Here is an 11,795-nt window from a genome sequence, read left to right on the forward strand (position 1 = left end):
GCGCCGACCGGGACCGGCTGCTCCTCGGCGCCGCCGCCCCGGCGCTCACGGCCGGGGGCCGAGCCGGGGGCGCGGTGCTTGAGCGCGGCGCGCAGGTGCGAGCGGCCGCGGTGGATGCGGCTGCGGACAGTGCCGAGCTTGACGCCGAGCGTGGCGGCGATCTCCTCGTAGGAGAGGCCCTCGATGTCGCAGAGCACCACGGCGGCACGGAACTCGGGCGCCAGGGTGTCCAGGGCGTGCTGGACGTCGGCGTCGAAGTGGGTGTCGCTGAAGTGCTGGGCCGGGCTGGGCTCGCGGGAGGCGAGCCGCTCCGCCGCGTCGTCGCCGAGCGCGTCGAAGCGGATGCGCTGGCGGCGGCGGACCATGTCCAGGAAGAGGTTGGTGGTGATCCGGTGCAGCCAGCCCTCGAACGTGCCGGGGGTGTACGTGGACAGCGAACGGAAGACCCGGACGAAGACCTCCTGGGTGAGGTCCTCGGCGTCGTGCTGGTTACCGGTCAGCCGGTAGGCGAGACGGTAGACGCGCGCACTGTGGGCCTCGACGATCTCCTCCCAGCTGGGCGGAGTCCAGGTCTGCGCGTCGGGGCCCTCGGCGAAGGTCGCGAGGGCGGGGGCCTCGGCGGGGCCGGCGGGCGCCTCGGGCGCGGCGGCCGGCTGGTCCAGGGTGGAGTGCGCAGGCTGGTTCATCACGGGCTTCGGCGTACGGGCCGACGCGGTGCCGCGGGGGTGCCGCCGCACGGGGACGTCGCCCTCGGCCACACCTCCTCGGTCGGCTCTTCTGCCCAGCAGGGCCACCACCATATCCACCTCGCCCGTCAAGCCCGGATAAGAAGTGTCCGGGACCGCCTCCGGTATCCGCGGCACCGTCCGGCCCGCCGAAGCGGCTCCCGGAGGGTGTCCGGGACGCGCTGTTCGCCCGGTCCCTGCTCCCTCAACGGCCCGCCGCCGTACGCGGTTCCCGCCCGGCCAGTAATCTGTGGCAGGAAATATCGACATCCGCTCGGCACCGGGCCGCCACCCGGGGCTCCGAAAGAGGCAGCCATCAGCGAGTTCGGGCCCGCGCGCGCGGCGCTCGCCGACACCTTCGTCGGCGAGGACGCGGTGCTGACCTACGCCCGGGCGCAGTCCGCGCGCACCGGGATCAGGGCGATCGGCCCGAGCGGCGGTGCCTGTCTGCGACTGCTGGCCGCCGTGTCGGGTGCCAAGGCGGTGGCCGAGATCGGCACCGGGACGGGCGTCTCCGGGGTGTACCTGCTGCGCGGGATGCGGTCGGACGGCGTGCTCACCACCGTCGACTCGGAGCCGGTGCGCCAGCAGCTGGCGAAGGAGGCCTACCAGGCCGCCGGGTTCGCGGCCAACCGGTCGCGGTTCATACCGGGCCGGGCCCTGGAGGTGCTGCCCAGGCTCGCCGACGGCCAGTACGACCTGGTGTTCTGCGACGGGGACCCGGCGGAGTCCGGCTCCTACCTGGAGGAGTCGCTGCGGCTGCTGCGGCCGGGCGGGCTGGTCTGCTTCGAGGGCGTGTTCCAGGAGGGCCGTCTGGCCGAACCGGAGCTCCAGGACCCGCGGACCAGATCGATGCGCGACCTCGTCCGGGACGTCCGGGAGAGCGACGCCCTGCTGCCCGCGCTGCTGCCGGTGTCGGACGGGCTGCTCTGCGCCGTGAAGCGCTAGCGGCGGCGCGCGGCCGCCGGAACGCGGCCGGACCGGGCCCGGGGGCGGAACGTACCGGGCCCGGGACGACGCGATGGTCGTACCCGGGCCCGGCGGCACATCTCCAGGAGATGGCGAGCACCTGCTGCGGTCAGCCGCAGGCCTTCTTCAGGGCCTCGCCGAGGGCGTGGGCCTCGTCGGGCGTGAGCTCCACCACGAGGCGTCCGCCGCCTTCGAGCGGAACGCGCATGATGATGCCCCGCCCCTCTTTGGTGACTTCGAGCGGGCCGTCACCCGTCCGCGGCTTCATGGCCGCCATGCTCGTTCCCCTTCCTGCAACCGCTCAGCTACGCACCGGCAGTCCGTCCACCGCCGGTATCGAACGCATTGATCGGAAGCCATTATCCCGCATGCCACGGCCTGATGACCAACATCACTCTCGGTGCAACCTCGTCCGGACCGCCGCAATCCCTCCCAATAACCGGCATAAGCCCCGGCGCGGCGCCGCTCCGTACGCCACCGGAAGGTGCGATACCTCACACTCCCCAGGCGGGCCGGGGCTCCGGCATCCTGGCAGCCCACGACCACGAGCAAGGGAGCTCTCGTCCATGTCCGATTCGGTGCTGTACGAGCTGGACGGCGGCCTGGCCGTCATCACGATCAACCGCCCCGGGGCGATGAACGCGCTGGACGTCCCGACCAAGGTGGCGCTGCGTGACACCGTGACCGCCGCCGCCGAGGACCCCGCCGTGCGCGCGGTGCTGCTGACCGGCGCGGGCGACCGGGCGTTCTGCGTCGGACAGGACCTCAAGGAGCACCTGGGCCTGCTGAAGCGGGCCGAGGAGACCGGCGAGGGCGCGCTGCGGACCGTGGCCGAGCACTACAACCCGCTGCTGCGGGCGCTGGCCGGGATGCGCAAGCCGACGGTGGCCGCGGTCGGCGGGGTGGCGGCCGGGGCGGGCGCCTCGCTGGCCTTCGCCTGCGACTTCCGGATCGTGGCGGACACCGCGGGCTTCAACACCGCGTTCGCCGGGATCGCGCTGACCGCCGACTCCGGGGCCTCCTGGACCCTGCCGCGGCTGGTCGGCCACGCCCGGGCGACCGAGCTGCTGATGCTGCCGCGCACCGTGAAGGCGGCCGAGGCGATGGAGCTGGGCCTGGCCACCAAGGTCGTGCCGGCCGCCGAACTGGCCGCCACCGCCAGGGTGTTCGCCAAGGAGCTGGCCGAGGGCCCGACGGTGGCGTACGGCGCGATCAAGGAGTCGCTGGCGTACGGCGCCTCGCACTCGCTGAGCGAGCTGCTCGACAAGGAGGACGAGCTGCAGACCCTGGCCGGCGCGAGCGAGGACCACCGGATCGCGGTCCGCGCCTTCATCGCCAAGGAGAAGCCGGCCTACCTGGGCCGCTAGGGGCCCTGGAGCGTCGGCCCCGCGTGCCCGGGTTCAGGCCCGGATTCAGGCCCGGCCCGGGCCCGCGGACGCCGTGCGGACGTGGCAGTCGGCGAGGTGGTCGTCCACCAGTCCGCAGGCCTGCATCAGCGCGTACGCGGTGGTCGGGCCGACGAACCGGAAGCCGGCCTTCTTCAGGGTCTTGGCGAGCGCCGTCGACTCGGGCGTGACGGCCGGCACCTCGTCCAGGGTGCGGGGCGCCGGCCGGTCCGGGTCCCCGGCGAACCCCCAGATCAGCGCGTCCAGTCCGCCGTCGAGCTCGCGGGCGACCCGGGCGTTGGCGATCGAGGCCTCGATCTTGGCCCGGTTGCGGATGATCCCGGTGTCCGCGAGCAGCCGCTCGACGTCGGCGGGGCCGAACTCGGCGACCTCGGCGATCGAGAAGCCGGCGAAGGCGGCCCGGAAGCCCTCGCGGCGGCGCAGGATGGTGATCCAGGACAGACCGGACTGGAAGGCCTCCAGGCAGACCCGCTCGAACAGGGCGTCGTCGCCGCGCACCGGGCGGCCCCACTCGGTGTCGTGGTAGACCCGGTAGTCGTCCGCCGAATCGCCCCAGGCGCAGCGGCGCAGGCCGTCCGCCCCCAGGACGGCGCCGGTGCCGGCGCTCACCGCTCCCCGTCCGGCACGGCGTCCTCGGGACCGCGGGCCGCGGGGGCCGCGGCGGACTTGGTGAGGGCGACGGCGGGCTCGACCACCAGGGCGAACTCCTCCAGCCCGGGCAGCGGTTCGGCGCCGGGCTCGGGGCCGTCGGCCGCCTCGACGGCGCCGCGCACGGCGGCCAGCGCCTCCAGCTCGGCGATCCGGGCGTCCCGGTGCGCGAGTTCGGCGCCCAGCCGGTCGAGGACGTCGTCCACCTCGTCCATCCGGTAGCCGCGCAGGGCCATCGGCAGGCGCAGCGCGTCCACGTCGGCCCGGCCCAGCGGGCGGTCCTGCGGCAGCCGGGCGGAGATCCGGTCCTGCACGGCCTCGGGCAGCGAACCGCCGCCGCCCAGCGCCACCAGCGCGGCACCGCCGACCACTACGGCCATGGCCACCACGATCACCCAGAACACGAGCGGTCCTCCCGATTCTCCGGCCGGCCCCGACAGGAGTGGGATCATGGTCCCGATGGGCCGGGGGGGCCATCATCGCACCCGCGGCAGCTGTTAAGGAGAGATCGGTGGCACTGCGCCTGGGACCACGGGAATTCGGCGACGACGAGCTTGTGATCATGGCGATCGTCAACCGCACACCGGACTCGTTCTTCGACAAGGGCTCGACCTTCGCCGACGAGGCCGCGTTCGAGGCCGCCGACCGCGCGATGGCGCAGGGCGCGGCGATCCTCGACATCGGCGGGGTGAAGGCCGGGCCGGGTGACGAGGTGACGGTCGAGGAGGAGCTGCGGCGCACGGTGCCGTTCGTGGCGGAGCTGCGCAAGCGCCACCCCGAGGCCGTGATCAGTGTGGACACCTGGCGGCACGAGGTCGGCGAGGCGGTCTGCGAGGTCGGCGCCGACCTGCTGAACGACGCCTGGGGCGGGGTGGACCCGCAGCTGGCCGAGGTGGCCGCCCGGCACGACGTCGGGCTGGTCTGCACGCACGCCGGCGGCGCGGAGCCGCGCACCCGGCCGCACCGGGCCGGCTACCAGGACGTGATGGCGGACATCCTGCGGGTGACCGTCGGGCTGGCCGAGCGGGCGGTGGAGCTGGGTGTGCGGCGGGACGCGGTGCTGATCGACCCGGGGCACGACTTCGGGAAGAACACCCGGCACTCGCTGGAGGCGACCCGGCGGCTGCCGGAGATGACCGCGACCGGCTTCCCGGTGCTGGTGTCTCTGTCGAACAAGGACTTCGTCGGCGAGACGCTGGACCGGCCGGTGGACGAGCGGCTGCTCGGCACCCTGGCGACCACGGCGGTCTCCGCCTGGCTGGGCGCCCAGGTGTACCGGGTGCACCAGGTGGCGGAGACCCGGCAGGTGCTCGACATGGTCGCCTCGATCCGCGGCACCCGCCCGCCGGCCGTGGCCCGCCGGGGGCTGGCGTAGGGGCCACCGGGGGCCCCTCCCGGGTCCTGGGAGGCGCCTAGATCTCGTTCACGGGCCGGCGGGCGTCGGCGAGGATCTTCATGACCTCGTCGATGTCGTCGGTCACGTGGAAGAGCTCCAGGTCGTGCGGGGCGGCCTTGCCCTGGGCGACCAGGGTGTTCCGCAGCCAGTCGACCAGCCCGCCCCAGTACGCGCTGCCGAAGAGGATCACCGGGAAGCGGGTGACCTTCTTCGTCTGCACCAGGGTGAGCGCCTCGAACAGCTCGTCCAGGGTGCCGAGGCCGCCGGGCAGGACGACGAAGCCCTGCGAGTACTTCACGAACATCGTCTTGCGGACGAAGAAGTAACGGAAGTTCAGCCCGAGGTCGACGAACTCGTTGAGCCCCTGCTCGAAGGGCAGCTCGATGCCGAGCCCGACGCTGAGGCCGCCGGCGTCCGAGGCGCCGCGGTTGGCCGCCTCCATCGCGCCCGGGCCGCCACCGGTGATCACCGCGAAGCCGGCCTCCACCAGGGCCCGGCCGATCGCCACGCCCGCGGCGTACTCGGGCGAGTCGACCGGGGTCCGCGCGGAGCCGAAGACACTGATCGCGGGCGGGAGTTCGGCGAGCGCGCCGAAGCCCTCGACGAATTCCGAGGTGATCCGCAGGACCCGCCAGGGGTCGGTGTGCAGCCAGTCGGTCGGGCCGGTGGTGTCCAGCAGCCGCTGGTCCGTGGTGCTCTCGCCGACCTGGTCCCGGCGCACCAGGACCGGGCCCTTCTGCTTCTCGGGCCACGCCTTCTTCGGGCGCGGCTCGCCCACCTGCTCAGGACCGTGGCCGTAGTGCTTTTCGTCTCCAGTGCCTGTCATGACGAAACCCTACGCCCCTGCCTCCCCTTTTTCAGGCAACGGTGGAAGGTCGGTTGGGCAACCGGAAGATGGCGTTCGGCCGATGGTCGGACGGTCGGACCGGCCGCGGGACCGGTCCGGCCGTCCGCCGGGTTCAGGCCGTCAGCCAGGCGCGCAGCCGCTCCTCGGTCTCGGCGATCGCGCTCAGCGAGCAGTGCTCGTCGCGCTTGTGCGCCATGTTCGGGTCGCCCGGGCCGTAGTTGACCGCCGGGACGCCGAGCGCGCTGAAGCGGGCCACGTCGGTCCAGCCGAACTTGGCGCGGGCGGTGCCGCCGGTGGCGGCGAGGAAGGCCTTGGCGGCCGGCTGGTTGAGACCGGGCAGCGCGCCCGGGGCGAAGTCGGTGACGGTGACCTCGAAGCCGTCGAGGACCTCGCGCACGTGCTTCTCCGCCTCGGCCTCGTCGCGGTCCGGCGCGAAGCGGAAGTTGACCGTCACCACGCACTCGTCGGGGATCACGTTGCCGGCCACGCCGCCGTCGATCCGCACCGCGTTGAGGCCCTCGTGGTACTCCAGGCCGTCGATGTCGACCTTGCGCGCCCGGTACTCGGAGAGCCGGCGCAGCACCTCGCCGGCGTGGTGGATGGCGTTGTCGCCGAGCCAGCTGCGGGCCGAGTGGGCCCGGACGCCGGTGAGCCGGACCTGGGCGCGCAGGGTCCCCTGGCATCCGCCCTCGACGACCGCCCCGCTGGGCTCCATCAGCACCGCGAAGTCGGCGGCCAGCCAGTCCGGGTGGGCCTGGGCGAGGTGGCCGAGGCCGTTGCGGTGGGCCTCCACCTCCTCGCAGTCGTAGAAGACGAAGGTGAGGTCCCGGTTGGGCTCGGGCAGGGTGGCCGCGAGCCGGAGCTGGACGGCGACGCCGGACTTCATGTCCGAGGTGCCGCAGCCGAAGAGCAGGTCGCCCTCGACCCAGGAGGGCAGGTTGTCGGCGATCGGCACGGTGTCGATGTGGCCGGCGAGCAGGACCCGTTCGGCGCGGCCGAGGTTCGTGCGGGCGACGACGTTGTTGCCGTAGCGGTCGACGGTCAGGTGCGGGAGGGCCCGCAGGGCCTCCTCGACCGCGTCGGCGAGCGCCTGCTCGTCGCCGCTGACGGAGGGGAAGTCGACCAGCTGGGCGGTCAGCGCGCCGCCGTCGAGGGTGAGGTCAAGGGGCGTCTTCGAGCTGCTCATGGTCGTCCAGCCTAGTCCCGTCCGAACCCCGTACGGCTCCCCCGACGGAACCGGGCCGTGGCCGGCCTGTGACGGCTTCGGTGCGGTCCGGGGGCAACCGTCCGCCGCCGCACACCCGTCCGAGTGGGTACGGTGTCGGTTCGGAGTGCTCGGTGGAGAGGGGCGGCGGTGGCCAGGCGGAAGAGCGGCGGCGGGGACGGTGACGCGGCGCCCCCGCGGCGCCGCAGGCCGGTGCGCGCGGTGCTGATCGTCCTGCTGGTGCTGACCGTGGTCGCCGTGGGGCTCTACTGGCTGCGCGACCAGAAGCTGCTGACCCCCGAGGGCTGCTCGGTGAAGACCCCGGCCGGCGAAGGGACCCTGGAGCTCCCGCAGGCCGCCAACGCCGCCACCATCGCCGCCGTCGCGCACGCCCGCGGCCTGCCGGACCGGGCGGTGACCATCTCGCTGGCCACCGCGATGCAGGAGTCCAAGATCCGCAACCTGGCCGGCGGCGACCGGGACTCGGTGGGCCTGTTCCAGCAGCGGCCCTCGCAGGGCTGGGGCACCGTGCAGCAGATCCTGGACCCGGTCTACGCGACCAACAAGTTCCTGGACGGCCTGGTGAAGGTGCCCGGCTACACCCGGCTGCCGCTGACCGACGCGGCCCAGCAGGTGCAGAAGAGCGGCTACCCGCAGGCCTACGCCAAGCACGAGACCAAGGCCACCCTGCTGGCCTCGGCCCTGACCGGCCGGGAGGCGGCCGCGCTGAACTGCGTGGTGCACGACTTCGCGGTGCCGGAGACCGACGCGGAGGACTCCTCGCCGGCCCCGGCCGGGGCCGCGCCGACCGACGGCGCGACGGCGGCGGCACGCCCGGACCGGACGCAGGTGCTGAGCGACCGGGTCCGCCGCGAGTTCGGCCGGACGGTGACCCCGGCGGCCGGCTACACGTCCACGGTGAAGGGCGCCGAGAACGCCGTCTCGCTGACCCCGGACCCGACCGCGTCCACCGACTCCGGGCCGGAGGCCGAACGGCAGAACGGCTGGGCGGTGGCGCACTGGGCGGTGGCCCAGGCGCAGCGGCTCGGCATCGAGACCGTCGCCTACGACGGCCGGATCTGGCGGAAGGCGAAGTCCGAGGACGGCTGGAAGCCGCAGTCGACCGGGACCTCGACCAAGCTGGTGCTGGTCTCGCTGACGGCTCCCGCGAAGGGCTGAGACCGGGGGGTCCCGGCGGCTGACGCACTGGTGTCCGGGTTGCCGCCGCACGAGTGATTCGCGTCAACGCAGGTGGACGTGGGGTCGGCCGGGCCGGGTGGGTCGCAGAACCGTCACTCCCCTTGGCCCGCCGTGCGCCCGCGCCTCCGGACCGGCCCCGGGAGCGGCTCCCGCTGCGGTCATACCGTCGGATGGTCGGTACGACGTTTTCCTTGCACGGGCCGAAACCTTCTGGCTTCTCAAGCGGTAACACCGTCGTCCGCCCGGCGGACGGAACGGACCCAGACCCCTTTCGAGGAGCCCCATGTCTCACCCCCTCACGCGCCGGATCGCCCAGGCCGCTCTGCTCGTGGCGGCCGGCGCGACCCCGCTGGTCGCGGCCGGCTCCGCGTCCGCCGCGGACGCCCTGCTGCCGAAGAGCGACCTGGCCGCCCCACTGGGCCAGCTGACCAACACCGACACGGGTTCCACCCTGCAGCACACCACCCACGAGCTGGGCCAGGCGGCCGGGACGACCGGCGCCGCGACCGTGGCCGCGGGGGTGCCCGCCACCGCCGACGCCACCGGCAACATCGTCGCCCAGCAGCTCCCCGAGGCGAACGAGAAGGCCAGCTCGCTGACCGCCCCGGTGGACCAGACCGCCGCCACCACCGGCCAGCTGTCGGGCGTCACCCCGAAGGTCGCCAAGACCCTGGCCGGGAAGCTCGGCGAGGCCGTCACCGGCCGCGCCGCCACCCCGCAGCGCAGCGCGCAGAGCGGGGCGAACCCGGTCGGCGGGCTCTCCCAGGCCGGTGCGGTCGCCAACGCCGTTCCGGGCGCGGGCGGGCTGACCCAGGCCGTCCCCAGCACCAACGCCGTCACCGACGCGCTGCCGCTCGGCGCCGTCGGCCGCGCCGTCCCCGGCGGCCTGACCTCCGGCCTGCCCGGCGCCGACGTGCTCGGCCTGGCCGAGCACGGTTCGGCCAACCGCCTGGGCGGCGCCGACCTCGGCCCGAACAGCCCGCTGAACGGCCTCAGCGGCCTCACCGGCGCGCTCGGCCCGATCGGCGGCCTGCTGGGCGGCGTCAACGGCGGCGGCCTCGGCCTCTAGTCCGGCCGCGCTCCCCTGTCCGGGGTCGGCGGCACCCCGGTACGACAACGGCGAAGGGGCCGGTGTTCCTCCTCGGAACACCGGCCCCTTCGGCCTTCCACCGCGGTCAGCGCGCCGCGTTCAGCCGCTCCACCGCCGCCGCGACCCGCTCGTCGGTCGCGGTGAACGCCACCCGGACGAACCGGTCGCCGGCCGGACCGTAGAAGTCGCCGGGCGCCACCAGGATGCCCAGTCCGGCGAGTTCGGCGACGGTCTCCCAGCACGGCCGGTCCTGGGTCGCCCACAGGTAGAGGCTCGCCTCCGAGTGCTCGATCCGGAAGCCGTACGCCTCCAGCGCCGCGCGCAGCGCCGCCCGCCGGGCCGCGTAGCGCTCCCGCTGCTCGGCCACGTGCGCGTCGTCCCCGAGCGCGGCCGCCGTCGCGGCCTGCACCGGGGCCGGCACGATCATGCCGCCGTGCTTGCGCACCTCCAGCAGCTCCTTGACCACCACCGGGTCGCCCGCCACGAAGGAGGCGCGGTAGCCGGCCAGGTTGGAGCGCTTGGACAGCGAGTGCACCGCGAGCAGGCCCTCGTGGCCGTCCCCGCAGATGTCCGGGCGCAGCACCGAGACCGGCTCGGCCTCCCAGCCCAGTTCGAAGTAGCACTCGTCGCTGACCAGCAGCACCCGGTGCTCGCGCGCCCACGCCACCGTGCGGCGCAGCTCGTCGGCGCCGAGCACCCGCCCGGTCGGGTTGGACGGCGAGTTGACCCACAGCAGGCGCACCCGGGAGCCGTCCAGCTCGTCCACCGAGTCGTACTCGACCGGCTCGGCGCCGCACAGCCGGGCGCCCACCTCGTACGTCGGGTAGGCCAGCCGCGGGTAGGCGACCTGGTCGCCGGGGCCGAGGCCGAGCTGGGTCGGCAGCCAGGCCACCAGCTCCTTGGAGCCGACGGTCGGCAGGACGGCCCGCGGGCCGATCTCCGCGCCGAGCCGGCGCCGCAGCCAGCCGGCGACGGCCTCGCGCAGCTCCTCCGGGCCCCAGACGGTCGGATAGCCGGGAGTGTCCGTGGCGGCGGCGAGCGCCTTCTGGATCACCTCGGGGACCGGGTCCACCGGGGTGCCCACGGAGAAGTCGCAGATCCCGCCCGGATGGGCGAGCGCCGTGGCCTTGTAGGGCTCCAGCTTGTCCCAGGGGAACACCGGCAGGAGGTCGGAAACGCGGCGCGCCGCCCCCGGGTGGCCCGGGAACGGCGCGAGCGTGCTGTTCTTGGTAGTCACAGCTGAATTGCCACCGATCCGGTCAGTGGTCGGCGTTCTGCGGCGGCAGAGCGGCGATGAACGGGTGGTCGCGCTCGATCAGGCCGAGCTTCGAGGCACCGCCGGGCGAACCGAGGTCGTCGAAGAACTCGACGTTCGCCTTGTAGTAGTCCTTCCACTCCTCCGGAGTGTCGTCCTCGTAGAAGATCGCCTCGACCGGGCAGACCGGCTCGCATGCGCCACAGTCGACACACTCATCCGGGTGGATGTAGAGCGATCGCTCGCCCTCGTAGATGCAGTCAACCGGGCACTCTTCGATGCAGGCCTTGTCCTTGACGTCGACACAAGGCTGCGCGATGACGTAGGTCACGCTGTCGTTCCTCCTCGGAAGGGCTCGGCGGCCCATTCTGTTTTCTCGCGTGCGCGGGTGAGCGCGGTGTCGTCGATGCCCGCCCCTAGTATCGCGGGTCGGAGACCGCAAATGCACAGGAGGTGCCCAGATGGCCGTCGAAGGGCCGGTTCAGGACCGTCCGGAGGTCCGGATGGATCGCTCCGACGTGGGCCGGAGGGTCTCCGTACGACGGCTCGCCGGCTTCGCCGACGACAACCGGCCAGTCTTCCGCGACGTGATCGGCGTACTCGTCTCCTGGGACGACGCGGGCCTGACGGTGGTGCCGCGGACCGGCGGACCGGTCTCCTTCGACGAGCGGCTGCTGGTCGCGGGGAAGACGGTGCCGCTCTTCCCCGCCCGGCGCGCGCCGCTGCCGCCGGCCGACCCGGTCGGACTCATGCGGACCGCCGCCCGCGGCTGGCCGGCCGTCGAGCAGGAACCGCTGGGCGAATGGACCCTGCGGGCCTCGGCCGGCTTCACCCGGCGGGCCAACTCCGCCCTGGCGCTCGGCGATCCCGGCCTGCCGCTCGACCGGGCGGTGGCGGCCGTCCGCGCCTGGTACGCGGCGGGCGGGCTGCCGGCCCTGTTCGAGGTCGGCGCTCCGGGCTCGCCGGAGGGCCTGCAGGAGGAGCTGGACCGCCTGGGCGCCACCTGCGCGCGGACCCTGGTCCGGGTCGCGCCGCTGGCCGGGCTCGCCCGCGGC

Annotated in this window: 13 protein-coding genes and 1 pseudogene; 6 read left to right on the plus strand and 8 right to left on the minus strand. The window is 73.9% G+C overall.

What is annotated here, in order from left to right:
* Positions 1 to 800 (minus strand): RNA polymerase sigma factor SigE (sigE, locus tag BI06_RS18085; protein WP_107113344.1); only part of this gene is annotated, 800 nt, incomplete at its 3' end.
* Positions 801 to 1,040: 240 nt separating this feature from the next.
* Here sigE and BI06_RS18090 point away from each other — a divergent pair.
* Positions 1,041 to 1,673 carry an O-methyltransferase gene (locus BI06_RS18090; protein WP_030397151.1) on the plus strand — a complete coding sequence of 211 codons (633 nt, stop codon included), beginning with the start codon at positions 1,041 to 1,043 and terminating at the stop codon, positions 1,671 to 1,673.
* A gap of 130 nt (positions 1,674 to 1,803) precedes the next feature.
* On the opposite strand, the gene BI06_RS46440 is transcribed toward BI06_RS18090, so the two are convergent.
* Positions 1,804 to 1,971 (minus strand): DUF3117 domain-containing protein, encoded by a 168-nt coding sequence (locus tag BI06_RS46440; RefSeq protein WP_078880497.1) that lies wholly within the window; start codon positions 1,969 to 1,971, stop codon positions 1,804 to 1,806.
* Between the two features lie 289 nt (positions 1,972 to 2,260).
* Between BI06_RS46440 and BI06_RS18095 the strand changes: the two genes are divergently transcribed.
* Positions 2,261 to 3,061 (plus strand): enoyl-CoA hydratase-related protein, encoded by an 801-nt coding sequence (locus BI06_RS18095; protein WP_030397157.1) that lies wholly within the window; start codon positions 2,261 to 2,263, stop codon positions 3,059 to 3,061.
* A 45-nt stretch (positions 3,062 to 3,106) separates the two neighbouring features.
* Here the strand turns inward: BI06_RS18095 and BI06_RS18100 are convergent, their stop codons facing one another.
* Both BI06_RS18100 and BI06_RS18105 read right to left on the minus strand, forming a co-directional pair.
* Positions 3,107 to 3,709, minus strand: a complete 603-nt coding sequence (locus tag BI06_RS18100; protein WP_043469131.1) for a DNA-3-methyladenine glycosylase I — start codon at positions 3,707 to 3,709, stop codon at positions 3,107 to 3,109.
* Entirely contained in the window at positions 3,706 to 4,152 is a 447-nt protein-coding gene (locus BI06_RS18105) for a DivIVA domain-containing protein (protein ID WP_037781934.1), read from the minus strand. The genes BI06_RS18100 and BI06_RS18105 overlap by 4 nt, the downstream gene beginning before the upstream one ends.
* Before the next feature lie 158 nt (positions 4,153 to 4,310).
* Here BI06_RS18105 and folP point away from each other — a divergent pair, with 158 nt between their 5' ends.
* The gene (folP, locus tag BI06_RS18110; protein WP_051741394.1) at positions 4,311 to 5,123 is read left to right on the plus strand and encodes a dihydropteroate synthase; all 813 of its coding nucleotides are present in this window, start codon (positions 4,311 to 4,313) and stop codon (positions 5,121 to 5,123) included.
* 37 nt (positions 5,124 to 5,160) lie between these two features.
* On the opposite strand, the gene BI06_RS18115 is transcribed toward folP, so the two are convergent.
* Together BI06_RS18115 and dapE are read right to left on the minus strand one after the other, a co-directional pair.
* On the minus strand, positions 5,161 to 5,970 hold the full coding sequence (locus BI06_RS18115; protein ID WP_045939037.1) for a TIGR00730 family Rossman fold protein: 810 nt from the start codon (positions 5,968 to 5,970) through the stop codon (positions 5,161 to 5,163).
* A 133-nt stretch (positions 5,971 to 6,103) separates the two neighbouring features.
* Positions 6,104 to 7,177, minus strand: coding sequence for a succinyl-diaminopimelate desuccinylase (dapE, locus tag BI06_RS18120; protein WP_030397146.1), 1,074 nt, complete (start codon positions 7,175 to 7,177; stop codon positions 6,104 to 6,106).
* 168 nt (positions 7,178 to 7,345) lie between these two features.
* Here dapE and BI06_RS18125 point away from each other — a divergent pair, with 168 nt between their 5' ends.
* A complete protein-coding gene (locus BI06_RS18125) occupies positions 7,346 to 8,374 on the plus strand; it encodes a hypothetical protein (protein ID WP_043469138.1) in 1,029 nt (342 codons plus the stop codon).
* 304 nt (positions 8,375 to 8,678) lie between these two features.
* Entirely contained in the window at positions 8,679 to 9,464 is a 786-nt protein-coding gene (locus BI06_RS55535; RefSeq protein WP_051741222.1) for a hypothetical protein, read from the plus strand.
* A 106-nt stretch (positions 9,465 to 9,570) separates the two neighbouring features.
* On the opposite strand, the gene dapC is transcribed toward BI06_RS55535, so the two are convergent.
* Both dapC and fdxA read right to left on the minus strand, forming a co-directional pair.
* A complete protein-coding gene (dapC, locus tag BI06_RS18135) occupies positions 9,571 to 10,722 on the minus strand; it encodes a succinyldiaminopimelate transaminase (protein ID WP_051741224.1) in 1,152 nt (383 codons plus the stop codon).
* Between the two features lie 22 nt (positions 10,723 to 10,744).
* Positions 10,745 to 11,071, minus strand: a complete 327-nt coding sequence (gene fdxA / locus BI06_RS18140; protein WP_030061559.1) for a ferredoxin — start codon at positions 11,069 to 11,071, stop codon at positions 10,745 to 10,747.
* Between the two features lie 172 nt (positions 11,072 to 11,243).
* Between fdxA and BI06_RS53630 the strand changes: the two are divergent.
* Positions 11,244 to 11,795, plus strand: a pseudogene (locus BI06_RS53630) (GNAT family N-acetyltransferase); the annotation flags it as partial.

The organism is Kitasatospora sp. MBT66 (assembly GCF_000710405.2).
GTDB classification, from domain to species: Bacteria; Actinomycetota; Actinomycetes; order Streptomycetales; family Streptomycetaceae; genus Kitasatospora; species Kitasatospora purpeofusca.